This window comes from Sphingopyxis sp. RIFCSPHIGHO2_12_FULL_65_19, from assembly GCF_001830555.1.
Taxonomy (GTDB): domain Bacteria; phylum Pseudomonadota; class Alphaproteobacteria; order Sphingomonadales; family Sphingomonadaceae; genus Sphingopyxis.
This window is the reverse complement of the sequence record NZ_MIAM01000018.1, coordinates 1-20,992: the sequence shown is the minus strand read 5'-3', so window position 1 is coordinate 20,992 and position 20,992 is coordinate 1. Positions and strand designations below refer to the sequence as shown.

Below are 20,992 nucleotides of genomic sequence, written 5' to 3'. Positions count from 1 at the left end.
CCCGCGCCCGCACCTCGCTATGCACCGCGCATGACCCAAGCCGTTTTTCCCGACCTGCGCCTGCGCCGCACCCGCCGCACCGGCTGGAGCCGTGCGATGGTGCGCGAAACGCATCTGTCGCCCGCCAATTTGATCTGGCCGCTGTTCGTGTGCGACGGATCGGGCGCCGAGGAACCGATATCGAGCCTGCCCGGCGTGTCGCGCTGGTCGGTCGACCGGCTGGTCGACCGCGCGAAAGACGCCGTCGCGGCGGGCATCCCGTGCCTCGCGCTCTTTCCCTATACGCAGCCTGACCGGCGCAGCGAAGATGCCGGCGAGGCGCTCAATCCCGACAATCTGATGTGCCGCGCGACCGCCGCGATCAAGCAGGCGCTCGGTGACGAGATCGGCGTGCTCACCGATGTCGCGCTCGACCCCTATACCAGCCACGGGCAGGACGGGCTGATCGACGGGGCGGGCTATGTCCTCAACGACGAAACGGTCGAAGTTCTGGTCGGGCAGGCGCTCAACCAGGCGCGCGCCGGCGCCGACATCATCGCCCCCAGCGACATGATGGACGGCCGCATCGGCGCGATTCGGCAGGCGCTGGAAGCCGAAGGCTTCGGTCGCGTCCAGATTATGAGCTATGCTGCAAAATATGCCTCGGCCTTCTATGGCCCGTTCCGCGACGCGGTCGGCTCGCGCGGGCTGCTCAAGGGCGACAAGAAAACCTATCAGATGGACCCCGCCAATTCCGAAGAGGCGCTGCGCGAAGTCGCACAGGATCTCGCCGAGGGTGCTGACAGCGTGATGGTGAAGCCCGGGCTGCCCTATCTCGACATCGTGCGCGCGGTGAAGGACAATTTCGCGGTGCCGGTCTACGCGTATCAGGTGTCGGGCGAATATGCGATGATCGAGGCCGCCGCCGCGGCGGGTGCGGGCGACCGCGACGCGCTCGTCCTCGAAACCCTGCTGGCCTTCCGCCGCGCAGGGGCGTCGGGGGTGCTCAGCTATCATGCCCTGCACGCGGCGCGGCTGCTTGGCGCCTGATCGCGTGATGACCTCCGCGTCGCCGCGCCGCTGGCTGTTCGTGCTGACGATCCTCGTCGGCAGCTTCCTGCTGTTCCTCGTCCAGCCGATGGTCGCGCGGATGGTGCTGCCCAAGCTGGGCGGCGCGCCGGCGGTGTGGAACAGCGCGATGCTCGTCTATCAGGCGCTGCTGCTCGGCGGCTATGCCTATGCGCATTGGCTCGGGCGCTTCACCGTGCGGCGCCAGGCGGTGATCCATCTTGCGCTCTTCCTCGTGGCGGCGCTGTGGCTTCCCATCGGCATCGCCCAGATCGCAGCCCCCGGACCGGGGCAAGAGGCGCTGTGGGTGCCCTTGCTCCTGCTCGCCTCGATCGGTCCCGTCTTTTTCGTCGTCTCGGCGCAGGCGCCGCTGATGCAACGCTGGTTTGCCGCCGACGCGCGCGCGGGCGACCCCTATTATCTTTACGCTGCGTCGAACCTTGGCAGCTTTGCGGGGCTGCTCAGCTATCCCGCGCTCGTCGAACCGGCCATGCCGCTGGCCGCCCAGAGCTGGGGCTGGACCGCGGGTTATGCGTTGCTCGTGCTGCTTGCCGCCGGGGCGGCCGCGGCGCGTTGGCATGGCGGCGCCGAAGTCCACGCCGCCGTCACCGACGAACCGCGCCCGTCGCTGCGGCGGCAACTCCACTGGCTGCTGATCGCCGCGGTGCCGTCGGGCCTGATGCTGTCGACGACGACGCACCTCACCACCGATATTGTCGCGATGCCGCTCCTGTGGGTGTTGCCGCTGGGGCTGTATCTGCTCAGCTTCGTCATCGCCTTTTCGACGATGGAGCGCCCGACGCAGATCATCACGTTGCTCGCGCCCGTTGTCCTCCTGTCGGTGGGCGGGCTCGGGCTGCTCAGTTCGGGCGGCGGGTCGATGATGGTTGCGCTTGCCAGCCTGGCGATGCTGTTCATCGTCGCGGTCGCGCTGCACGGCTATCTCTATCATCTCCGCCCCGCGCCCCAATATCTGACCCTATTCTATCTGGTCATGTCGGCGGGCGGCGTCCTCGGCGGGCTTTTCGCGGCCCTGTTTGCGCCGCTGATCTTCGACTGGGTGTATGAACATCCGCTGTTGATCCTCGCCGCGGCGATGCTGCTGCCGCTGCCTGCGCTGTTCCCCTGGGATAAATGGCTGGGGCTCGAGGCCAAGACGACGCGCGCCGTCACGGTCCTGCTTGTCGTCGTCGCGGCTTTCGCAAGCTGGCATATGGTCGGTGATTGGACGGGGCGGCTCGACGACGGCGTTGCCGGCTGGGGCATCGCGATCTTCGTCATCGGGATGCTCGTGATCGGCTGGCGCTGGGCCTTTGTGTCGGTTCTGGCGCTGCTGATGATCGGCGTCGGCGGCTGGGACACGATCCAGGAAAGTTTCACCGGGGCGCGCGTGCGCAGCTATTTCGGTGTCTATACGGTCACCGACTATCCCGCATCGAACCAGCGGCGCCTGGCGCATGGGACGACGCTGCACGGGCTCCAGCGCACCGACGCCGCGCACCGCCGCGATCCGACCACCTATTACGGGCATCAGTCGGGCGTCGGGCTGACGCTCGACCGGGCGGAAGCGCTGGCGGGGCCGAACGCGTCGATCGGGATTGTCGGGCTGGGCGCCGGCACGCTCGCCTGTTACCGGAAACCGGGCCAGCGCTGGACGATTTTCGAAATCGACCCGGTCATGGTCGACATCGCGCGCGACCCGTCGAAATTCACCTTCCTGTCGGATTGCGCGGGCGACACGCCGATCGTCATCGGTGACGCGCGGCTCCAGATCGCGCAGCAGCCGGCGGGGCGGTTCGACATCATCGTCATCGACGCTTTTTCGTCCGACGCGATCCCGCTGCATCTGCTGACCAGCGAGGCGATCGGCATTTATGCGCGTGCGATGAAGCCCGACGGCATCTTGCTCATCCATATTTCCAACCGCTTTTTCGGGCTCGAACCCGTGCTGGCGGAAGAGGCGCGGGTCCGCGGCTGGACGGCGGCCATCCGCATGGACCCCGGCCCGGTCGGCGACGATTATGCCGACCTGACCGGGTCGAACTGGGTCGCGCTGACCGCGACGCCCGAACGGATGGCCGAACTGACGGGCGGCATCCGGCCGCGCAACGACAGCTACGCCGATGGGGCCTGGGTGCCGCTCGCCGGGCGCGCGCATTTTGATCGCTGGACCGACGATTATGCCTCGACGCTGCCGGTCCTGATCTGGAAAAATATCATCGGAGGTCGCGACGAATGAACGACGTCAGCATCATCACCGTCAATGGCAAGACGCCGCAGATCGACCCCAGTGCCTTTATCGCGCCCGGATGCCGGATCATCGGCGACGTGACGATCGGGCCGGACGTCAGCATCTGGTATAATTGCGTGCTGCGCGCCGATGTCAGCCGCATCGTCGTCGGCGCCCGGTCGAACATCCAGGACGGCAGCGTCGTTCATTGCGACGGCCCGATGCCGCACCGGCCCGACGGTTTTCCGACGATCATCGGCGAAGATGTGCTGATCGGACATATGGCGATGGTGCATGGCTGCATTCTTGCGGACCGGGCGTTCGTCGGCCTGAAGGCCACGGTGATGAACGGCTGCCGCATCGGCAGCGACGCGATGCTCGCCGCGGGCGCGCTGCTGACCGAGAATAAGGAAATCCCCGATCGCGAGCTGTGGGCCGGGTCGCCCGCGCGCCGGGTGCGCGAGATCGACGACGCCCAGGCGGCCGGAATGCAGATGGGCGTCGCCCATTATGTGATGAACGGCCGGATGCACAAAGCAGCGGTGGAGGGCGAATAACACCCACCTTATCCTCCCCCTTGATGGGGGAGGCAGTGAGACTTGGCAGCTTGCTGCCTAGTCGCAGCGGTGGGGGTGCGGTTTCGTCATGACAGGACGCTGCAAGGACGCACCATCACCCCCCATCCAACTTCGCCTAGTCGCTGCGCGACAAGGCTCCGTGTCCTTCCCCCATCAAGGAGGAAGGATTTGTTCAGATCAGCTGAAATTCACCATCGCATAGAGCATCGGGATCGACAGCAAGGTGTTGGTCCGCGAAAAGATCATCGCCGTTCTCGCGGCCTTTGCCTTGGCCGCATCGTCGGCCTCGACGATACCCAGCGCCTTTTTCTGGTTCGGCCAGATCACGAACCACACGTTGAACGCCATGATCAGCCCCAGCCACATCCCGACACCGATCAGCTTATAGGGGTCTTGCAAGCCCAGCGCAGGCGCCAGATATTTGGCGTGACCGGCGATCGCGACGCCCAGCAGCACGGTCAGCAGCGCCGCCCAGCGGAACCAGAACAGCGCGGCGGGCGCGATATGCTTTGACACGCCGGGTTTCAGCTCGGCGGGAATCTTGGGCATCGTCGGCATCTGGACGAAGTTGAAATAATAGAGCAGGCCGATCCACAGCACGCCAAAGAAGGTGTGCAGCCAGCGCATGATCGCGTTGCCCGCGGCGATCCCGTCCTCGAAATTCTGGCCGTTGAGGCCCAGCATCAGGATGATCGCGAGCACCAGGCCCGCACCGAGCACGGCGTGCAGGTTTCCGAAAAATTTGTCCATGGCAGTTCCCCCTGTTTATCGCGGCGCCGCGTGCGACCCGGTGCCGGTGACGCAGCTATGCCAGCGCGGCGGGGAAATGCATCAACTTTTGTCGGTCGCCGCTTCGTCGGGGACGGCCAGCCCATTCTTCAGCATCACCGGCACCTGGCTGAAAGTGAAGAGGAAGGACAAGGCGGTGACGCCCCAGACCTTGATCGTCAGCCACAGGTCGAAACTCATCTGTTTCGCCTGGATCATCTCGTACATCACATGGTTTGCGATACCGAGCGCCGCGAAGAAAATCCCCCAGTTGCGCGACAGGAGCAGCCAGCCGCGGTCGGTGAGGCCTTCGAGCGCCGATTGCAGCAGATATTTGAGCATCGGCTTGCCGAACCACCAGCCGCCAAGCAGCAGAGTTGCAAAGGCGCCATAGATGATGGTCGGCTTCATCACGATGAAGCGTTCGTCGTGAAACCATATGGTGAGCGCGCCAAAGCCGAGGACAAGGATGCTCGACATCCACAGCATCGGCGAAATCTTGCCGAGCTTCCATTTCGATACCGCCATCGCAATGACGATTGCCACCATGAAGGCGACGGTGCCCTTGATCGCCGCGGTCGTCGCGGCGAACGCGCCTTCGCCGCCCGACGAGAAGCGATAGGCAAGGAAAAAGACGAGCAGCGGCCCGAAATCGATCGCGAAGTTCAGCCAGCCATGCTTCGCGGGCGGCGGCGCGGGAACGGCTTCGGGGCCAGAGGGGAGCACGTCGCTCATCTTATATTTCCTGCAATGATGCCCGCTATCTCGTCGGCATCGAACGGGCGAAGGTCATCGATCGTTTCGCCGATACCGATCGCGTGGATGGGAAGCCCATGGCGCTCGGCCGCGGATACGAGCACGCCGCCGCGTGCGGTGCCGTCGAGCTTGGTCATCACCAGCCCGGTGACCCCCGCAACCTCGCGGAACACGTCGATCTGCGACAGCGCATTCTGCCCCGTCGTCGCGTCGAGCACGAGCACGACGTCGTGCGGCGCCGCGGGGTTCAGGCGGCCGAGCACGCGCTTGATCTTGGCAAGCTCGTCCATCAACTCGCGCTTGTTCTGAAGCCGCCCGGCGGTGTCGACGATCAGTACGTCGATGCCCGTCGCCGTCGCCTGCTTCACCGCGTCGAACACGATGCCGGCGCTGTCGCCGCCCTCGGGGCCCGCCATGATCGGCACCCCCAGCCGTTCGGCCCAGACCTTCAATTGCCCGATCGCCGCGGCGCGAAACGTGTCGCCCGCGACAAGCATCACGCCATAATCCTGTTCCTGGAACAGATGCGCAAGCTTCGCGATTGTCGTCGTCTTGCCCGACCCGTTGACCCCGATCACCAGGATCACCTGCGGTCGCGGAAAGGCATCGATATCGAGCGGCTCCGCCACCGGGCGCAACACCGCCGCAATCTCTTCGGCGACGACCTTGCGCAGTTCCTCGGTGCCGTTCGCGGCGATATCGCGGCGGTCGGCCAGGCGGCCGCGGATACGGTCCGCCATCGCAGGCCCCAGGTCGGCGGTGATCAGCGCCTCTTCGATGCGGTCGAGATCTTCCTCGTCGAGCCGCGCCTTGCCGGTCAGCCCCGCGAGATTTTCGCCGAGCCGTTCGGAGGTCCGGCGAAATCCGCCGAGCAGCCTTTCGCTCCAGCTTTGGCCGGTCATGCTGCGATATCCTTTGTCTGGGTGGGGGCGGCGACCATCCGGTCGCCGTCGCGCGCGATCAGGCGCACGTCGATGATGGTGCCGGGCGGTGCGGGCGCGGTCAGCGCCAGCGACGCGAAGTTTTCCGCGTGGCCGCTGACGCCGTCGCGCTCGACGAGCATCGACGCGGTGCGGCCGACCTGCGTATCGAGCCAGTCCTGCCGACGCCGGGCATTGGCGTCGCGCAGGATTGCGGCGCGCTCGCGCGATAGGGCGCGCCCCACCTGCGGCATCCGCGCCGCGGGGGTCCCGGCGCGCGGGCTGTATGGAAAGATATGGCCGAAAACGATGTCGCAATCGTCGATCAGCGCCAGGGAATTGGCGAACATCGCGTCATCCTCGGTCGGAAAGCCCGCGATCAGGTCGGCGCCGATCGCGATATCGGCGCGGGCGGCCTTCAATCGCCGGGTCAGCGCGACGGCGTCGGCGCGGCGGTGACGGCGCTTCATCCGCGTCAGGACCATATCGTCGCCCGCCTGCAACGACAGATGGACATGCGGCATCACGCGCGGCTGTTCGGTCAGCAGCGCGAACAGCGGCGCGTCGATGCGGTCGGGGTCGAGCGACGACAGGCGAAGGCGTTCGATGGGGAGCGCCAGCAATGCCTCGACCAGCGCGGCCAATGTCGTGCCGCTGTCGTCGCCATAGCTGGCAAGGTCGACCCCCGTCAGGATGATCTCGCGCTGCCCGCGGTCGAGGGCGGTGCGGGCGGCTGTGACCACCGCGTCGACACTTGCCGATCGTGCCGTTCCGCGCGCCAATACCGTCGCGCAAAAGGTGCAGCTGTGCGAACAGCCCGTCTGGACGCCAAGAAAGGCGCGCGCATGGTCGGCGCCCGACAGGGCGGGGGCATAAGGCGCGGATTTGGAAGAATCCGTGTTCCCCCGCGAAGGCGGGGGCCCATCGCTTACGCTATCGTCTTTCCGCCGCCGTTCGTTCGACGATGCGACGGCGGGAGATGGACCCCCGCCTTCGCGGGGGAACAGAGGAGAGGAGGAGCGATAGCTTCCGACCAAGCCCTTCGCGTCATTGGACACCACGCGCGCGCCCATCGCGGCAAAGGCCTCGCGTTCCAGTTCGGCCGCGCACCCGGTCACTACAATCTCGGCGCCCGGCCGCTCACGCAGCGCCCGCCGCACCGCTTGTCGGACCTGCCGGACCGCTTCGTCGGTCACCGCGCAGCTGTTGAAGACGATCGTGTCGCGAGCGCCCGCAGCCTTGACGGCGGCACGAACAGCTTCGCCCTCGGCAATGTTCAGCCGACATCCGAAATTGACGACCTCGGGGCCGTCCAAAACCTTGGCGCTCATCCGAACTGCGCCCAATCGGTCTCGCCGTCGTAAACACGCGTCGCGGCGCCGCTCATCACGATCGGCTGGCCGGGCGCCCAGCGGATGATCAGGTCGCCGCCGGGCAGCGACACCGTCACCGGCGACTGGACCAGGCCCGCCCGGATGGCCGCGACAGCGGTCGCGCATGCGCCGGTGCCGCACGCCTGCGTCAGCCCCACGCCGCGTTCCCACACGCGCAGCTGCAACTGGTTTTCGCCGTCAAGGCTTGCGACATTCACGTTGACGCGTTCGGGGAACAGCGGGTCGGTTTCGATCCGCGGGCCCAGATCGTCGAGCGCCACGGCATCGGCTTCGGGGACGAAAAAGACGATGTGCGGATTGCCGACATTGACGGCGGCTCCGCGTTCCAGCTCGTCCCACGCGACGGGCATGTCGCGCGTGTCCATCGGCATCGCCAGCGGGATATGCTCCCAGTCGAACATGGGTTCGCCCAGCGTCACTTCGGCGCCGCCGTCGGCGGGCGTGACGCGCAGCATCCCGCCGAGTGTTTCGATCACCGCGGGTTTGCCGATCAGCGTCGCAACACAGCGCGTCGCGTTGCCGCATGCCTCGACCTCGCCGCCGTCGGCGTTGAAGATCCGCATCTTCACGTCGGCGCTTGTGGATGGTTCGAGCAGGATCAGCTGATCGCATCCGATGCCATGGCGGCGGTCGGCAATCGCATGGGCGCGCGCAGGCGTCATCTCGACGCCCTGTTCGCGCGCGTCGATCACGACGAAGTCGTTGCCAAGGCCGTGCATCTTGGTGAAGCGGTCTGCCATAGCTCGCGCATGTAAGGGCGCGAGACCGCGAAGTCTAGCGATGCGGCGGGGTTATGCCGTCTTGCGCAGCGGCGCTTCCTCACTCGCGTCCGAGCCCACGGGCGTCGCCAACGGCGCACGCAGCAGGCCCCGGTCGGCGAGCAGGCGGTCGGTGTCGGCGGCCGATGCGGCGCGGCCGAAATGCCAGCCCTGGCCCTTGGAGCAGCCGAGCCGGGTCAGTTCGATGGCCGTCGCCTCATCCTCCACCCCTTCGGCGGTGATGGGCATCGCCAGGCTTTCGCCCAGCCGGACGATCGCGACGACGATGGCGTGGGCGTCGGCGCTGCCGCGCATCGCGGTGATGAAGCTGCGGTCGATCTTGATCCGGTCGAACGGCAGCGCGCGCAGATGCGACAGCGAGCTGTAGCCGGTGCCGAAATCGTCGAGGCTGAGCGACACGCCCTGGTTCTTGAGGCTGGTGACGATCGAGCGCACGAGCGGCAGATTCTCGAACAGCGAGCTTTCGGTAATCTCGACCTCGAGCTGGCTGGCGGGGAAGCCGACCTCGACAAGCAGCTTGGTCAGTTTCTGGCTGAACCACGGGTCTTTGAGCTGTTGGGGCGAAATATTGACCGCAAGCAGGATCGACGGGTCCCAGCGCTTGGCAATCTCCATCGCATGGCGGATGACCTGCAACGACAATTCGCCGATCAGGCCGCTTTCTTCGGCTACCGGGATAAAGCGTTCGGGCGGGATCAGGCCATATTCGGGCGATTCCCAGCGCATCAGCATCTCGAATCCGATCAGTCGCCCGGTGGCGATGTCGACCTGCGGCTCGAAATGCGGGATGAACTCGCCGCGCGGCATGCCCTCGCGGATGCCGGTTTCGATCTGGTTGCGCACCTGCACCGCCATTTCCATGCCCGGTTCAAACCAGATGTGGCGGTTTCGGCCCTCGTCCTTGCCATGATACATTGCAATGTCGGCCTGGCGCACCATCGTTTCCATCGTCATGCTGGCGTCGCCGGCCAGCGATATGCCCAGCGATGCGCCGATACGGATCTGCTGCGCATCATGCGCCACGACATTGTCGAGCGCGGTGACGAGTTCGGCGGCGAGCGCGTCGATGTCGGCGCGCGCCGATGGCTCGAAAACCAGCATCGCGACAAATTCGTCGCCGCCAAGCCGCGCCTTCGTGGCATTGGGCGGCAGGACCGCCGATATGCGTTCGGCGGCGACCTGGAGCACGCGGTCGCCCGCGGCATGGCCGTGAATGTCGTTGACGGTCTTGAAATGATCGAGGTCGAGCAGGAACAGGGCGATCTGGCGCTGTTCGGCGACCGCTCCGGCAATCATCTGCTGCCCCGTCGCGAGCAATGCGCGGCGGTTGAGGAAGCCCGTCAGCGGGTCGGTGTCGGCAAGGTAGCGCGCCCGCTGTTCGGCCTCGGTGCGCTCGCGGATTTCGCGGTTGAGGTCTTCATAGCGGCGCCAGCCGAACAGGATCAGCGCGACGTTAAGCACAAGCGCGGCGGCGAGGGCCCGGTCGGGGCCGCCGCCAAGGCCGATCAACGCACGGACAGCCGCCTGCATGACATTGCTGCCGGTGCCGACGAACAGCAGGATCGCGGCGACGACAATGCCGCCTGCTATGATGTCGCGTTTGGCGCCCTCGCTGCGGTCGAATTGCTTCGGCGTCGATGTCATATGAATTTTCCCCACCATTGCGCGCTTTATGGCGGTGAAGCGGTGAAATTTGGGTTAAGTGCGTGGCCGGGGCGTTGCCGCCGCACCCGCGCTCCCCCGACGCTTGCCTTTGACGCCGTTTTTGCGTAAAGGCCGCCGCGTCCGCGTGCATCTTGCACATGGGCATATCGATGTCCGCGACGGAAAGTCTGTCCACGGATAGCCGCTGGTTGGCGAGGTTTCGCTCACCGGCGTCTTTTGCGTTGCGGGCCTCGAAGCTAAGGATTTGAGGCGCATGTTCGACAGTCTGAGCAATCGGCTTGGCGATGTTTTCGGAAAGCTCCGCGGTCGCGGCGCGCTGACCGAGGCCGACGTGCGCGCGGCGATGCGCGAAGTGCGAATCGCCTTGCTCGAGGCCGACGTCGCGCTGCCCGTCGTGCGCAGCTTCATCGATCAGGTCACCGACCTTGCGATCGGCGCCAATGTCCTGCGCTCGGTCACGCCGGGGCAGCAGGTCGTCAAGATCGTCAACGACGCGCTGACCGAAATGCTCGGCTCCGAAACCGCCGAACTCGAACTCGCCGTTACCCCGCCCGCTGTCATCATGATGGTCGGGCTTCAGGGCTCTGGTAAGACGACGACGACCGCAAAGATCGCGAAAAGGCTGAAGGACAAGGAGCGCAAGAAGGTGCTGATGGCGTCGCTCGACGTCAATCGGCCTGCCGCGCAGGAACAGCTCGCCGTCCTCGGCCGGCAGATCGACGTTGCGACGCTGCCGATCGTGGCGGGGCAGCAGCCGGTCGAGATTGCGAGCCGAGCAATGCAGGCGGCAAAGCTCCAGGGCTATGACGTGCTGATGCTCGACACCGCGGGCCGCCTCCACGTCGACCAGCAGCTGATGGACGAGATGCAGGCGGTCTCGCGCACGGCGAACCCCGCCGAGACCCTGCTCGTCGTCGACAGCCTGACCGGCCAGGACGCGGTGCAGGTCGCGCAACGCTTTACCGATCAGGTGCCGCTGACCGGCGTCGTCTTGACCCGCATGGACGGCGACGCGCGCGGCGGTGCCGCACTGTCGATGCGCGCCGTCACCGGCAAGCCGATCAAGTTTGCGGGCACCGGCGAAAAACTCGACGGACTCGAACTCTTCCAGCCGTCGCGCATCGCGGGCCGCATCCTTGGGATGGGCGATGTCGTCAGCCTCGTCGAACGCGCCGCCGAAACGATCCAGGCCGAAGAGGCCGAGGCAATGGCGGCGAAGATGGCAAAGGGCCAGTTCGACCTCAACGACCTGCGTACCCAATTGAACCAGATGCGCCGCATGGGCGGCCTCGGCGCGCTCGCGGGCATGATTCCCGGCATCAAGAAGGCGCAGGCGCAGATGGCGGCCGGCGGTGCCGACGACAAGATGCTCGTGCATTTCGACGCGATCATGGGATCGATGACCCCCAAGGAACGCGCCAAGCCCGAAATCCTGACCGCAAAGCGCAAGATCCGTATCGCCAACGGATCGGGCACCACGGTGCAACAGGTCAACAAGGTGCTGAAGATGCACCAGGAAATGTCCAGCGCGATGAAAAAGATCCGCAAGATGGGTGGATTGAAGGGCCTCGGCGCGCTGTTCGGCAAGGGCGGCGGAATCCCCGGAATGGGCGGCGGGGGCGGCGGCCTCGGCGGACTTCCCGGTCTGGGCGGCGGGGGCGCGATCCCGCCCGAGCTTGCGAATTTGATGAATAAAAAGAAGTAATTACACACTAATTTCGGTTTAGAAGTAAAAGGAAAATATCATGGCTACCTCCATTCGCCTCGCACGCGGCGGTTCTAAAAAGCGTCCCTATTACAAGATCGTCGTCGCCGATTCGCGCAGCCCGCGCGACGGCCGCTTCATCGAACGTATCGGCAGCTACAACCCGCTGCTCGCGAAGGATAATCCCGAGCGCGTGAAGCTCGACGCCGACCGTGCGAAGCATTGGCTGAGCGTCGGCGCCCAGCCGAGCGACCGTGTCGCCCGCTTCCTCGATGCCGCCGGTGTCCAGGAACGCGCCGCGCGCAACAACCCGAACAAGGGCGTCCCTGGCGAAAAGGCCAAGGAACGCGCCGAAGAAAAGGCCCAGAAGCTGGCTGACGCCGAAGAGGCCGCAGCTGCTGCTGCCGCCGCTCCGGCACCCGAACCCGAAGCTGTCGAAGAAGCCCCTGCTGCTGAAGAAGCTGCCGCTGAAGAAGCTGCTGCGCCCGCCGCCGCAGAATCGGATGCTACCGGCTCGGTGAAGAGCGAAGAAACCGCCGAAGCGGTTGCCGAAGCCGTCGCTGACGAGACTCCGGCCGACGCGACCGCCGCCGACGCGACCGCGATCGCCGAAGAAGTCGCGGAAGGCGGCCCGGTTGCCGAAGAAGCGCCCGCGGCAGACGCTGGCGAAGAAAAGGCCGAAGGCTAAGCCTTGGCTCGCGCCGACCGCCCCGTTACCCTTGCGGCCATTGCCGGCGCGCATGGGGTGCGGGGCGAGGTGCGCCTCAAACTGTTCGGCGAAGGCGCGGAGTCTCTCCGCGCCTTTTCCGTTTTTGAAGCGGGGACGCGCAAGCTGACCCTGCAATCGGTGCGCCCCGCCAATCAGGGTGCGGTCGCAACCTTTGCCGAGATTACCGACCGCAGCGCCGCCGAAGCGTTGCGCGGCACCCTCCTCACCGTGCCGCGTTCGGCCTTGCCGCCGCTCGCCGAGGGCGAATATTATCATCACGACCTGCTCGGCCTGCCGTGCGTGTCGACCGATGGCAGTGCGATCGGCGAAGTCGTCGCAATCGACAATTTCGGCGCTGGCGACATCCTCGAAATCGCCAAGCCCGACGGCAAACGCTTCATGGTGCCCATGACCGCGCAGGCGGTGCCGGAGTGGAACGACGACGGCGTGACGATCGATGCGGCGTTCGTCGAGTAAACAGCCCTTAAACAGCCCCTGAACAATTATCCGTTCGCCCTGAGCTTGTCGAAGGACCGTTCTTCCTTTCTATGTTGCGAAGGAAGAACTGTGCTTTGACAAGCTCGGCACGAACGGAGGTTTTGATGCACACAAGATTTGGTCTCCTCTTCGCGACAGCATTAACCGTCGCGTCCCCTGTCAACGCACAGGAAACCCCCTCCCAAACCCTCGACCAGCTCGCGCCCGAAATCGACGCGCTTTTTGCCAGGTTCCAGGCCGATCAGCATGTCCCTGGCGTCGTCTATGGCGTCGTCAAGGACGGCAAGCTGGCCTATGTGAAGGGCGTCGGCGTCCAGAATATCGCCGACAAGCGCGCCGTGACCGCCGACAGCCTGTTCCGCATCGCCTCGATGACCAAGGCGTTTACCGCGCTGGCGATCCTGAAATTGCGCGACGACGGCAAGCTCCGTCTCGACGACCTTGCCGAACAACATGTGCCCGAAATGAAGGGTTGGACCTATCCGACCAAGGACAGCCCGCGCATTCGCGTGCGTGACCTGCTCCACCATGTCGGCGGCCTCGTCACCGACGATCCATGGGGCGACCGCCAGCAGGTTTTGCCGCAGGACGCGTTCACCAACATGATCGCGGCAGGCGTGCCGTTCAGCCGCGTTCCGCAGTCGGCCCATGAATATTCCAACTTTGGCTATGCCTTGCTCGGCCGCATCGTCGCCAACGCGTCGGGCATGAAATATACCGATTATGTCCAGAAGACGATCCTGACCCCGCTCGGTATGGACAGCAGCGGCTTCGACGCGCCGAACGCGCCCCAGGCGCGCTACGCGCTCGGCTACCGCTGGGAAAACGGGCGCTGGTCGCCCGAGCCGGAGATGGTCGACGGCGCGTTCAACGCGATGGGCGGGCTACAGGTCAGCGCGAACGACTATGCCAAATGGGTGGCCTTCCTGCTATCCGCCTGGCCTGCGCGCGACGATGCCGACAGCGGGCCGGTCAAGCGCGCGACGGTGCGCGAAATGGCGCAGGGGCTGAATTTCGTTGCGGCGACGAACCGCATCGGGGCGAGCGGCGCGACCGCATGCAAACAGGCCGCGGCCTATGGCATGGGCTGGCGCGTTGCGCAGGACTGCGACCTCGGCCTGACGCTTGCGCATGGCGGCGGCTATCCGGGCTATGGCAGCCATGTGATGCTGATGCCCGACCATGGCGTCGGCGTCTTCGCGCTGTCGAACCGCACCTATGCCGGCCCGGCGGCCCCCGCGTGGGACGCCGCGGCCCTGATGGAGCGGGCGGGGCTGCTCGAAACGCGCGCGGTGCCGGTGTCGGCGGCGCTCGCCGACGCCTATGCGGCGGCAAAATCGACTTATGCCGCGGGCAACCTCGGCCCGCTCGAGGGCCGCCTTGCGATGAATTTCCTGATGGACCGGTCGGCCGAAAACTGGGCTGCCGAACTTGCCAGGCTGAAGGACGAAGTGGGAGCGTGCCCGACCGACGAGCCGCTGGCGCCGATCGGCGCGATGTCGGCAACATTCCGGCTCAACTGCGAAAAGGGCAAACTCGACGGGATGCTGTTGCTGGCGCCGACGTCGCCCGCGACGATTCAGGCGCTGCGGCTGCGCGTCGTCCCCGCCGATGCGCCATGAAATCAACGCGGTGGGGCCTTTGCAAGGGACGGCCCCACCGCGTTTCGCCCTGACCATTTGGGGGCAGGGAAATCTATCGCGCCCGGCTTCGGGCGTGCATCTCGCGGGCCGACCATTCGCCGAGGCGCCGGGCCGCGACCGCGAGCCGCTTGAAACCGCGGGCGATATCGGCGCTGAAATGATCATGGCTGTCATTCCAGGCGCGCATGAATTGCTCGTCCTTCATCGCTCATTTCCTTTCGCTTGACGAACATCTCAATGCACCGCGCGGCGGTCCGCCGCCAACAAAAGGCGTAGACCATATCATAAGCCTGACTTATGATAGGCTATGCCCAAACTACCGCCCCTTGCCGCCGTGCGGACCTTTGAAGCCGCCGGGCGCCTGCAGAATTTCTCGCGCGCTGCGGAGGAGCTGGGGCTGACGCAGGCGGCGGTCAGCTATCAGATCCGTCAATTGGAGGACCGGCTTGGCCGCGCGCTTTTCGTGCGCGAAAAGGGGCGGGTGCGGCTGTCCGAAACCGGGCAACGGCTGCTTCCCGCGATCACCGGCGCCTTTGCGACGATGAGCGACGCCTTTGCCGCGCTGGGCAGCGACGAAGCCGATGTGCTGACGATCAACGCCGCGACCAGCTTTGGCGGCACCTGGCTCAGTGCGCGCATTGGCAGCTTCCAGCTTCAATATCCCGAACTTGCGGTGCGCATGGCGATGAGCAACGCGCTGGTCGATTTCGACGCCTCGAACGTCGACGTCGCGATCCGCATCGGACGGGGCGTGTGGCCGGGGCTCCGCGCCGAGTTCCTGATGCGCCAATATCTCGCCCCGATCGCCTCGCCCGCCTTTATCGACCAGCACCGCATAAACGAGCCCGCCGACCTGCTGCGCGTCCAGCGGCTTGCCCCGAACGACAGCTGGTGGGCCGACTGGTTTGCCCTCGCCGGGGTCGAAGCGCCGCTGGTGCCGTCGCGGCGCGGGATCGAACTCGACAGCCAGTTGCAGGAGGCGAGCGCGGTGCAGGCGGGCTTCGGCGTCGCGATGATGACCCCGCTCTATTGGCAAAGCGAACTCGCGAGCGGCCGTATGGTCCAGCCCTTCGACACATTCTATGTTTCGGAATCCTCCAGCATGTGGCTCGTCCACCGCGACAATCGGGTGGGCGTGCGCAAGATCGAACGTTTCCGCGAATGGCTGCGCGCCGAACTCGACAAGGATCGCCAGATCCTGCCCAAGGCGATATGGGAACCGCTGCCATGACCTTCACCGCCGTCCCGCTAACCCTCTACCCCGACATGTTCCCTGGCCCGCTGGGGCACAGCATGGCGGGGCGCGCGCTCGAAAGCGGGACTTGGGCTTGCGCGCCGGTGCAGATCCGCGACTTTGCGACCGACAAGCACCGCACGGTGGACGACACGCCCGCGGGCGGCGGCGCGGGCATGGTGCTGAAAGCCGATGTGCTGGCGGCGGCGGTCGATCATGCCAACGCCGCGCATCCGGGCCTCCCGATCCTCGCCATGACCCCGCGCGGCACCCCGATCACGCAAGCGCGCGTGCGCCGGCTTGCGGAAGGTCCGGGGGCGATCATCCTGTGCGGCCGCTTCGAGGGATTCGACGAGCGCATCTTCGACGCGCGTGCCATCGAACAGGTGTCGATGGGCGACATCATATTGTCGGGCGGCGAGATGGGGGCGCTGTTGCTGCTCGACGCTTGCATTCGGCTGCTTCCCGGCGTAATGGGCGCGGCTTCTAGCGGGGACGATGAGTCGTTTGAAAACGGCTTGCTCGAATATCCGCACTATACCCGGCCCGTCGAATGGGAAGGGCGCACGATCCCCGAAGTGCTGCGATCGGGGGATCATGCGAAGATCGCGGCCTGGCGGAAACAACAGGCGGAAGATCACACACGGTTACGCAGGCCGGACCTTTGGGAGCGTCATATCGATGCTCGGGCCCGACCTGCCTCTGGCGCGCGGCGAAAAGAAAAGGACTAGAGGACATGAACCTCATCCAGACGATCGAAGCCGAAGAAATTGCCAAGGCCGACAAGGCGATTCCGACCTTCCGTCCCGGCGACACGCTGAAAGTCGGCGTGAAGGTGGTCGAAGGCGAACGCACCCGCGTCCAGAATTTTGAAGGCGTGTGCATCGCACGCTCGAACAAGGGCATGGGCTCCAACTTCACCGTGCGCAAAATGTCGTTCGGCGAAGGTGTCGAGCGCGTGTTCCCGCTCTATTCGCCGAACATCGACAGCATTACCGTCGTCCGCAAGGGCGCCGTCCGTCGTGCGAAGCTTTACTATCTGCGTGGTCGCACTGGTAAATCGGCACGTATTGCGGAACGCCGCGAATACCGGTCGGAAGCCGGCGAAGGCTAAGGAGAGCTTCTCTCACCCAAAGCCGAAACAGCTTTCAAAAACGACCGGTTCCGCCAACAGGCAGAGCCGGTCGTTTTCTTTTGGGCAAAGCGAATTTGATGCAAGCGTCCGTCCTCCCGTTCCAGCCGACCCGGCGCGCCTTTGTCGGCGCGGTGCTCGCCTTTGGCGTGGCGGGCGAGGCGATGGCGCTGACCCAGGCGCAGCGCGTCGTGGCGGCGGCGCGGCGACAGGTCGGCGTCACGCTGACCTATGACCCCGCCTATACCGTGCTGCGGTTTCCGAACGGCGACGTCGACCGCGCAAAGGGCGTTTGCACCGACGTCGTGATCCGCGCCTTTCGCGATGCGCTGGCCCTCGACCTCCAGGCCCTTGTAAATGCCGACATGCGCGCCAATTTCGGGGCCTATCCGAAAAATTGGGGGTTGGGGCACCCCGACCGCAACATTGACCATCGCCGCGTCCCCAATCTCGCGACCTATTGGCGGCGGCAGGGCGCGGCGCTGCCGGTCACCGACGATCCGGCCGATTGGCGGCCGGGCGACATCTTCACCCAGATGGTCGACGGCCGACTGCCACACACGGGCATCGTGTCCGACCGCAAGGATACGACCGGCGTGCCGCTCGTGCTCCACAATATCGGCGGCGGGACGCGCGAGGAGGACGCCTTGTTCAAGCATAAGCTCACCGGCCATTTCCGCTGGAAAGTCTGATTACCGCAAGTTTTTCGATCAAGTTCTGCACCGAGGAGTGATTAAATGGGTTATCGTATCGTTGTCGCCGGAGCCACGGGCAATGTCGGGCGCGAAGTGCTCGCCATTCTCGCCGAGCGCGAATTCCCGATCGACGAACTGGCGGCGGTCGCATCGTCGCGCAGCCAGGGCACCGATGTCGAAATCGGCGACAGCGGCCGCACCGTCAAATGCCAGAATATCGACAATTTCGACTGGGCGGGCTGGGACATGGCGATCTTTGCGATCGGCAGCGACGCGACCGCAATCCACGCGCCCAAAGCTGCCGCGGCGGGCTGCGTCGTGATCGACAATAGCTCGCTCTACCGCATGGACCCCGACGTGCCGCTGATCGTGCCCGAGGTGAACCCCGACGCGATCGACGGCTATACGAAGCGCAATATCATCGCGAACCCGAACTGCTCGACCGCGCAGATGGTCGTCGCGCTGAAGCCGCTCCACGATGCCGCGAAGATCAAGCGCGTCGTCGTCTCGACCTATCAGTCGGTGTCGGGCGCGGGCAAGTCGGGCATGGACGAACTGTGGAACCAGACGCGCCAGATCTTCGTCGGCGACGAAAAGGATGTGCAGAAATTCACCAAGCAGATCGCCTTCAACGTCATCCCGCACATCGACAAATTCCTCGACGACGGCTCGACCAAGGAAGAATGGAAGATGGTCGTCGAGACCAAGAAGATCCTCGATCCGAAGATCAAGGTCACCGCGACCTGCGTCCGCGTCCCAGTTTTCGTCGGGCATAGCGAGGCGATCAACATCGAGATGGAAGAGGAACTGTCGGCCGAGGACGCGCAGCGCATCCTGCGCGAAGCCCCCGGCGTCGTGCTCCACGACAAGCGCGAAGACGGCGGCTACATCACCCCGGTCGAATGCGTCGGCGATTTCGCGACCTTCGTGTCGCGCGTCCGCGAAGACTCGACGGTCGAAAACGGCCTCAACCTCTGGTGCGTCAGCGACAACCTGCGCAAGGGCGCGGCGCTGAACGCGGTGCAGATTGCCGAACTGCTGGGGCGTCGGCACCTGAAAAAGGGCTGAGGATAAGGATGCTGTGCCCCTGCGAAGGCAGGGGCCCATTACCTGCGGTTTCGGCAGGACGCTGCCGCTTTTCCGATAAAAGGCGACGGCGGGAGATGGACCCCTGCCTTCGCAGGGGCACAGCCTCGCAGCGACACCGCTTCGCTGTGTCTCGACTTCGGGGTGCGAACGGGTAGGGATGGGGCCATGACCAGCCCCTTCGCCTTCACTCACGCCCTCTGCCGCGCCCCCGCGCCCTCGGCGGTCCACGGCATCCGCGCCGACGGCGGCCCCGACCCCGATTTCACCGGCCTCCTTGCCGAGCAAGCCGCCTATGTCGCCACCCTCCGCGACCTTGGCCTGACCGTCGATGTCCTCGAACCGCTCGATGATTTCCCTGACGCGCTGTTCACCGAAGATGTCGCGCTGACCTTTCCGAAGGGCGCGATCCTTCTCCGCCCCGGCGCGCCGAGCCGCGCGGGCGAAGTCGCGCATATCCGCAACGCGCTGGCTGCCCGCCATCCGACCCTGCTCGAAATGACCGTCGGCCATGTCGAGGGCGGCGACGTGCTGCGCCTCGCCGATCGTGTCGTCATCGGCCTGTCCGACCGCACTGACCGCGTCGGCGCCACTGAACTGGCGATGCTCCTCGAACGGCTGGGCTATCGCGCCGAGATCGCGGTGACCCCTGCCGGCGTGCTGCATTTCAAGACCGGGTGCAGCCTGATCGACGCCGGAACGGTGCTGACCGTCCCGGCGATGCGCGACTGCCCCCAATTTGCGGGGCTGGAGGTCGTGCTGACTCCTCTCGGCGAAGAGGGCGCGGCAAATATCCTGCGGGTGCGCGATACGGTGCTGATCGGCGAACGCTGGCTCGCGACGCGCGCCATGCTCATCGCGCGCGGTATCGACGCCCGCCCGCTGGCAACCGACCAGATCGCGCGCATCGACGCGGGACTCAGCTGCATGTCGCTGCGCTGGTGAGCGCGCCGAAATTCTCAGTCCCAACTTCGCTTGACACGAACGGATAGGGGGAGGGGATGACCGAAGGCTCGTTGACCATCCCACCCGCGCAGCGCCGCCTGCTCGGCGCCCTGCTGATCCTGCTGCTGATCGCGCAGATCGACCAGCCCTATCCCGAAATTGCGCTGCTCCAGCATATCCCGACGATGCTGCTGATTGTCGCCGCGCCCTGGCTGCTCCGCCGCTGGCCGCTGTCGACCGCGTCGGTTGCGTGCATCGCCGCGTTCATGGCGCTGCACACGCTCGGCGGGCGCTACGCCTACAGCAATGTGCCCTATGACGATTGGACACGCGCGCTGGCGGGCACGAGTTTGTCCGACGTCTTCGGCTGGACCCGCAATCACTACGACCGCCTCGTTCACTTCGCTTTTGGCGCGCTGTCGGTGGGTCCCGTCGCCGAAATCGCGCGCCGCTGGGGCGGCCTCGGCTCGCGCGGCGCGGCGTTAACCGTGCTTGGCTGGGTTTTGGCGATATCGTGCCTCTACGAAATCCTGGAATGGCTGCTGACGATCGTCGCGGCGGGAGAGACCGCCGATCGCTACAATGGACAGCAGGGTGACATTTGGGACGCGCAAAAGGATATGGCGCTCGCGGCGCTGGGTGCGGTAATGGTCCTGGTCTGGCAAAGGAGGCGGCGATGAAGCGGTTGATGGGCGTGACGATGCTGGTGTTGCTTGCGGCGTGCAAGCCTACCCCCGACAAGGCCCAGCCGGGCGACGACAGCCTTCCGCCAGCGGCACCGCCGGTGCCCGCGGCCAAGGCCGACGGCCCAAATGCCGCGACCACCGCGATCAGCCTCGATGGCGAGGGACTGCGCTTCGTCGACAAGACCAGCGGCAAGACCAGCCTTCTCGCTTTCGGCGCGCCCCGCGCACAGGCCGAAACGGCGCTCGCCAATGTCGCGGGCAAGGAGGATGATCGCAGCACCAACGCCGAATGCGGTGCGGGGCCGATGGAATTTACGCGCTACGACGCGATGACGCTCAATTTCCAGGACGGCAAGTTCGCCGGCTGGTTCCTCGGCAACGAACCCGGCGCCGACAGTTACGCGACAATGAGCGGCATCGCCATCGGCACGACGCGCGCCAAGGCGAAGGAATCGGTGGCGATCGTCGACCTGGAGGACAGCACGCTGGGCGAGGAGTTCAGCATCGGCACCGGCGACAAGG

At 65.6% G+C, this 20,992-nt stretch carries 21 protein-coding genes and 1 pseudogene; 15 read left to right on the top strand and 7 right to left on the bottom strand.

The window, feature by feature from the left end; all coding sequences use genetic code 11:
- Positions 1-30 precede the first annotated feature (30 nt).
- Genes hemB through A3E77_RS06300 form a run of 3 tightly spaced genes read left to right on the top strand, consistent with a single transcriptional unit; the run spans position 31 to position 3,834 of the window.
- On the top strand, positions 31-1,029 hold the full coding sequence (gene hemB / locus A3E77_RS06310; RefSeq protein ID WP_293644248.1) for a porphobilinogen synthase: 999 nt from the start codon (positions 31-33) through the stop codon (positions 1,027-1,029).
- A gap of 7 nt (positions 1,030-1,036) precedes the next feature.
- A complete protein-coding gene (locus tag A3E77_RS06305) occupies positions 1,037-3,286 on the top strand; it encodes a spermidine synthase (RefSeq protein ID WP_293644246.1) in 2,250 nt (749 codons plus the stop codon).
- Complete coding sequence (locus tag A3E77_RS06300; RefSeq protein WP_293644244.1) at positions 3,283-3,834, top strand: gamma carbonic anhydrase family protein; 552 nt, start codon at positions 3,283-3,285, stop codon at positions 3,832-3,834. The genes A3E77_RS06305 and A3E77_RS06300 overlap by 4 nt, the downstream gene beginning before the upstream one ends.
- 198 nt (positions 3,835-4,032) lie before the next feature.
- Here the strand turns inward: A3E77_RS06300 and A3E77_RS06295 are convergent, their stop codons facing one another.
- From A3E77_RS06295 to A3E77_RS06270, 6 genes are all read right to left on the bottom strand, one after another.
- Entirely contained in the window at positions 4,033-4,605 is a 573-nt protein-coding gene (locus A3E77_RS06295) for a urate hydroxylase PuuD (protein WP_293644242.1), read from the bottom strand.
- Between the two features lie 81 nt (positions 4,606-4,686).
- A complete protein-coding gene (locus A3E77_RS06290) occupies positions 4,687-5,358 on the bottom strand; it encodes an inner membrane-spanning protein YciB (protein ID WP_293644240.1) in 672 nt (223 codons plus the stop codon).
- Positions 5,355-6,281, bottom strand: coding sequence for a signal recognition particle-docking protein FtsY (gene ftsY, locus A3E77_RS06285; protein WP_293644238.1), 927 nt, complete (start codon positions 6,279-6,281; stop codon positions 5,355-5,357). Before ftsY ends, A3E77_RS06290 begins: the two co-directional genes overlap by 4 nt.
- Positions 6,278-7,630 (bottom strand): MiaB/RimO family radical SAM methylthiotransferase, encoded by a 1,353-nt coding sequence (locus A3E77_RS06280; protein WP_293644236.1) that lies wholly within the window; start codon positions 7,628-7,630, stop codon positions 6,278-6,280. The genes ftsY and A3E77_RS06280 overlap by 4 nt, the downstream gene beginning before the upstream one ends.
- Complete coding sequence (dapF, locus tag A3E77_RS06275) at positions 7,627-8,433, bottom strand: diaminopimelate epimerase (RefSeq protein ID WP_293644234.1); 807 nt, start codon at positions 8,431-8,433, stop codon at positions 7,627-7,629. The genes A3E77_RS06280 and dapF overlap by 4 nt, the downstream gene beginning before the upstream one ends.
- Before the next feature lie 51 nt (positions 8,434-8,484).
- A complete protein-coding gene (locus A3E77_RS06270; protein WP_293644232.1) occupies positions 8,485-10,116 on the bottom strand; it encodes a putative bifunctional diguanylate cyclase/phosphodiesterase in 1,632 nt (543 codons plus the stop codon).
- A 274-nt stretch (positions 10,117-10,390) separates the two neighbouring features.
- Here A3E77_RS06270 and ffh point away from each other — a divergent pair, with 274 nt between their 5' ends.
- From ffh to A3E77_RS06250, 4 genes and pseudogenes are all read left to right on the top strand, one after another.
- On the top strand, positions 10,391-11,842 hold the full coding sequence (ffh, locus tag A3E77_RS06265; RefSeq protein ID WP_293644230.1) for a signal recognition particle protein: 1,452 nt from the start codon (positions 10,391-10,393) through the stop codon (positions 11,840-11,842).
- Between the two features lie 40 nt (positions 11,843-11,882).
- Positions 11,883-12,344, top strand: a pseudogene (rpsP, locus tag A3E77_RS06260) (30S ribosomal protein S16); the annotation flags it as partial.
- 189 nt (positions 12,345-12,533) lie between these two features.
- Complete coding sequence (gene rimM / locus A3E77_RS06255) at positions 12,534-13,028, top strand: ribosome maturation factor RimM (protein WP_293644228.1); 495 nt, start codon at positions 12,534-12,536, stop codon at positions 13,026-13,028.
- 125 nt (positions 13,029-13,153) lie between these two features.
- Positions 13,154-14,671, top strand: a complete 1,518-nt coding sequence (locus A3E77_RS06250; RefSeq protein ID WP_293644226.1) for a serine hydrolase domain-containing protein — start codon at positions 13,154-13,156, stop codon at positions 14,669-14,671.
- A 73-nt stretch (positions 14,672-14,744) separates the two neighbouring features.
- Here A3E77_RS06250 and A3E77_RS06245 read toward each other — a convergent pair whose 3' ends face one another.
- Positions 14,745-14,897 carry a hypothetical protein gene (locus tag A3E77_RS06245; RefSeq protein WP_293644224.1) on the bottom strand — a complete coding sequence of 51 codons (153 nt, stop codon included), beginning with the start codon at positions 14,895-14,897 and terminating at the stop codon, positions 14,745-14,747.
- A 102-nt stretch (positions 14,898-14,999) separates the two neighbouring features.
- Between A3E77_RS06245 and A3E77_RS06240 the strand changes: the two genes are divergently transcribed.
- The 8 genes from A3E77_RS06240 to A3E77_RS06205 form a co-directional block, all read left to right on the top strand.
- Positions 15,000-15,923, top strand: coding sequence for a LysR substrate-binding domain-containing protein (locus tag A3E77_RS06240; protein ID WP_293644222.1), 924 nt, complete (start codon positions 15,000-15,002; stop codon positions 15,921-15,923).
- A complete protein-coding gene (trmD, locus tag A3E77_RS06235; RefSeq protein WP_293644220.1) occupies positions 15,920-16,657 on the top strand; it encodes a tRNA (guanosine(37)-N1)-methyltransferase TrmD in 738 nt (245 codons plus the stop codon). The genes A3E77_RS06240 and trmD overlap by 4 nt, the downstream gene beginning before the upstream one ends.
- Positions 16,658-16,662: 5 nt before the next feature.
- Entirely contained in the window at positions 16,663-17,040 is a 378-nt protein-coding gene (rplS, locus tag A3E77_RS06230) for a 50S ribosomal protein L19 (protein ID WP_293644219.1), read from the top strand.
- 98 nt (positions 17,041-17,138) lie between these two features.
- Positions 17,139-17,750 (top strand): DUF1287 domain-containing protein, encoded by a 612-nt coding sequence (locus A3E77_RS06225; RefSeq protein ID WP_293644217.1) that lies wholly within the window; start codon positions 17,139-17,141, stop codon positions 17,748-17,750.
- 45 nt (positions 17,751-17,795) lie between these two features.
- Positions 17,796-18,821, top strand: coding sequence for an aspartate-semialdehyde dehydrogenase (locus A3E77_RS06220; protein ID WP_293644215.1), 1,026 nt, complete (start codon positions 17,796-17,798; stop codon positions 18,819-18,821).
- A 186-nt stretch (positions 18,822-19,007) separates the two neighbouring features.
- On the top strand, positions 19,008-19,784 hold the full coding sequence (locus A3E77_RS06215; protein WP_293644213.1) for an arginine deiminase family protein: 777 nt from the start codon (positions 19,008-19,010) through the stop codon (positions 19,782-19,784).
- Positions 19,785-19,840: 56 nt separating this feature from the next.
- Entirely contained in the window at positions 19,841-20,464 is a 624-nt protein-coding gene (locus tag A3E77_RS06210) for a DUF2238 domain-containing protein (RefSeq protein WP_293644211.1), read from the top strand.
- Positions 20,461-20,992 (top strand): hypothetical protein (locus A3E77_RS06205; RefSeq protein WP_293644209.1); only part of this gene is annotated, 532 nt, incomplete at its 3' end. The genes A3E77_RS06210 and A3E77_RS06205, both read left to right, overlap by 4 nt.

Coding starts and splice junctions, on each gene's coding strand:
- hemB (WP_293644248.1), top strand. CDS start 31: ATGACCCAAGCCGTTTTTCCCGACCTGCGCCTGCGCCGCACCCGCCGC.
- A3E77_RS06305 (WP_293644246.1), top strand. CDS start 1,037: ATGACCTCCGCGTCGCCGCGCCGCTGGCTGTTCGTGCTGACGATCCTC.
- A3E77_RS06300 (WP_293644244.1), top strand. CDS start 3,283: ATGAACGACGTCAGCATCATCACCGTCAATGGCAAGACGCCGCAGATC.
- A3E77_RS06295 (WP_293644242.1), bottom strand. CDS start 4,605: ATGGACAAATTTTTCGGAAACCTGCACGCCGTGCTCGGTGCGGGCCTG.
- A3E77_RS06290 (WP_293644240.1), bottom strand. CDS start 5,358: ATGAGCGACGTGCTCCCCTCTGGCCCCGAAGCCGTTCCCGCGCCGCCG.
- ftsY (WP_293644238.1), bottom strand. CDS start 6,281: ATGACCGGCCAAAGCTGGAGCGAAAGGCTGCTCGGCGGATTTCGCCGG.
- A3E77_RS06280 (WP_293644236.1), bottom strand. CDS start 7,630: ATGAGCGCCAAGGTTTTGGACGGCCCCGAGGTCGTCAATTTCGGATGT.
- dapF (WP_293644234.1), bottom strand. CDS start 8,433: ATGGCAGACCGCTTCACCAAGATGCACGGCCTTGGCAACGACTTCGTC.
- A3E77_RS06270 (WP_293644232.1), bottom strand. CDS start 10,116: ATGACATCGACGCCGAAGCAATTCGACCGCAGCGAGGGCGCCAAACGC.
- ffh (WP_293644230.1), top strand. CDS start 10,391: ATGTTCGACAGTCTGAGCAATCGGCTTGGCGATGTTTTCGGAAAGCTC.
- A3E77_RS06250 (WP_293644226.1), top strand. CDS start 13,154: ATGCACACAAGATTTGGTCTCCTCTTCGCGACAGCATTAACCGTCGCG.
- A3E77_RS06245 (WP_293644224.1), bottom strand. CDS start 14,897: ATGAAGGACGAGCAATTCATGCGCGCCTGGAATGACAGCCATGATCAT.
- A3E77_RS06240 (WP_293644222.1), top strand. CDS start 15,000: ATGCCCAAACTACCGCCCCTTGCCGCCGTGCGGACCTTTGAAGCCGCC.
- trmD (WP_293644220.1), top strand. CDS start 15,920: ATGACCTTCACCGCCGTCCCGCTAACCCTCTACCCCGACATGTTCCCT.
- rplS (WP_293644219.1), top strand. CDS start 16,663: ATGAACCTCATCCAGACGATCGAAGCCGAAGAAATTGCCAAGGCCGAC.
- A3E77_RS06225 (WP_293644217.1), top strand. CDS start 17,139: ATGCAAGCGTCCGTCCTCCCGTTCCAGCCGACCCGGCGCGCCTTTGTC.
- A3E77_RS06220 (WP_293644215.1), top strand. CDS start 17,796: ATGGGTTATCGTATCGTTGTCGCCGGAGCCACGGGCAATGTCGGGCGC.
- A3E77_RS06215 (WP_293644213.1), top strand. CDS start 19,008: ATGACCAGCCCCTTCGCCTTCACTCACGCCCTCTGCCGCGCCCCCGCG.
- A3E77_RS06210 (WP_293644211.1), top strand. CDS start 19,841: ATGACCGAAGGCTCGTTGACCATCCCACCCGCGCAGCGCCGCCTGCTC.